The sequence below is a fragment of the Mesorhizobium sp. M7A.F.Ca.US.005.03.2.1 genome (assembly GCF_003997795.1).
In the GTDB taxonomy this organism is placed as follows: Bacteria; Pseudomonadota; Alphaproteobacteria; order Rhizobiales; family Rhizobiaceae; genus Mesorhizobium; species Mesorhizobium ciceri.
On sequence record NZ_RZRP01001148.1, the window covers coordinates 1 to 1,538 of the forward strand.

General features: G+C 55.9%; 1 protein-coding gene and 1 pseudogene. One reads left to right on the forward strand and one right to left on the reverse strand.

The features are described 5' to 3' along the window. Positions 1–217: pseudogene (locus EN991_RS35630) on the reverse strand (caspase family protein); the annotation flags it as partial. 187 nt (positions 218–404) lie between these two features. On the opposite strand from EN991_RS35630, the gene EN991_RS35635 reads away from it, so the two are divergent. Continuing rightward, on the forward strand, positions 405–1,130 hold the full coding sequence (locus tag EN991_RS35635; RefSeq protein ID WP_013525277.1) for a hypothetical protein: 726 nt from the start codon (positions 405–407) through the stop codon (positions 1,128–1,130). Positions 1,131–1,538: the final 408 nt, after the last annotated feature.

Here is a 1,538-nt window from a genome sequence, read left to right on the forward strand (position 1 = left end):
GCTTCAGGCTGTCGGACAGTTTCGTCGCATCGTTGACCGCGTTGGCGAGGTGCTCGAGACGCTTGCTCTGGTAGTTCGTGTTGCCGATGACGATCGCCAGCCGGTTGCGCGGCTGTAATGAGGCGTTCTGTTCGACCGCGGCGCGAACGTCGATCGTGCTCAAAATCGCGAAAAGCATGAGCAGCGGGATGCGCAAGTATCCGTGGCGGTGGGTCATATCGGCATGCTCGTTCCAGCCTGCGTCAATCTTGATCCGGCGGCCTTCGAACGCACCAGACGCAAACGCAATCTGCCCGAGCGTTTGGACCCCGTGCCGCCAAAGGCCCGCAAATTTTTATACCAAGTATCCTGTCAAAGATAGGAAAAAGGGATTTGTATGCAGTCACTGGACCGTGGAGGGCTCGATGCCGACCAAGATCAACCTCGCGCTGCCGGTTTACGGAGCAGCCTACAAAAGCGTATTCGTTCGCAGCCTTTTTGCGGCCCTGACTCACGAAAGCCTTTCCAGCTACGCGTTCACGCTGTCGGAAATCGAGTACACGGATATACCGTTTTCTCGGAACTATCTGCTCACGAATTTCTACTACAAGAAGCTGGACTGCAGTCACATCCTGATGATCGACAGCGACATGGGCTTTTCGCCCGATCTCATTGCCGCGATGCTGGCGCTCGACAAGCCTGTAGTCGGAACTTTGTATCCGCGGCGTCTGGTCGACCTTCGCAAACTTCACTCGCTGTCGAAACTGCCGTTCGACAAGGCCTTTGCGCAAAGCCTGGAGTTCCTCGGAACCATCATCGAACCGCGGCAGGAGATGGGCGGCTTTGTGCGGGTATCGCTATGTGGCACGGGTATCTTCTTGGTTTCGCGCGACTGCGTCGCCAGGATAATTGAGAAACTGCCCGAAACGGTGAACCGGTCGCGCTACAGAAAAAACAAATACGCCGCACAGTTCGAGAGCTTTCTGACGCCATTTTCGAAGATCGTGACGCCGGACGTGGACTTGCCTACCGATTTTTCTTTTTGTCATCGCTGGGCCCAGCAGTGCGGCGGGGAAATATGGGCAAGTTACGACCGCAAGGTTGCCCACGCGGGAAGCCTGACCGTTTCGGCAGCCTATTCTGACCTCTAGATGTTCGCGTCCTTGTACCGCGTCGTACTGCATCTGAGCGGTTCAATCTGAGTTCGATAGTGACCTTGTCGCCACACATGACCTTATAGTGGCCTGAGAGCGAACGCCTAACCATTGCCGACGAGCAGCGCGCTGCGTACACTGCCTGTCAATCAAGTCAACGAGCCCCATTGAAGGGCCGGTGATTTATTGTAATTGCCTTAACTGTGACGGTATCGATTCTCGTAAGGTGGGATCGAATGAGAGTGCCGCGCGAGGCCTATCAATTGGCGGGTGTTTCGTTGCTTGCGTTAGCGGCGGCATCCACGTTGCAGATATCTGGCGCGGAAGCGTGCTCGGCTATCGCAAGCGGTGCTGGTACAACAGTCGGCTCAGGCATCTCGGCCGAAACGACGTTCGAAACGACAT

What these genes read in the sequence shown, in the direction of transcription:
- EN991_RS35635 (WP_013525277.1), top strand. Translation starts at nt 405, where the DNA reads ATGCCGACCAAGATCAACCTCGCGCTGCCGGTTTACGGAGCAGCCTAC.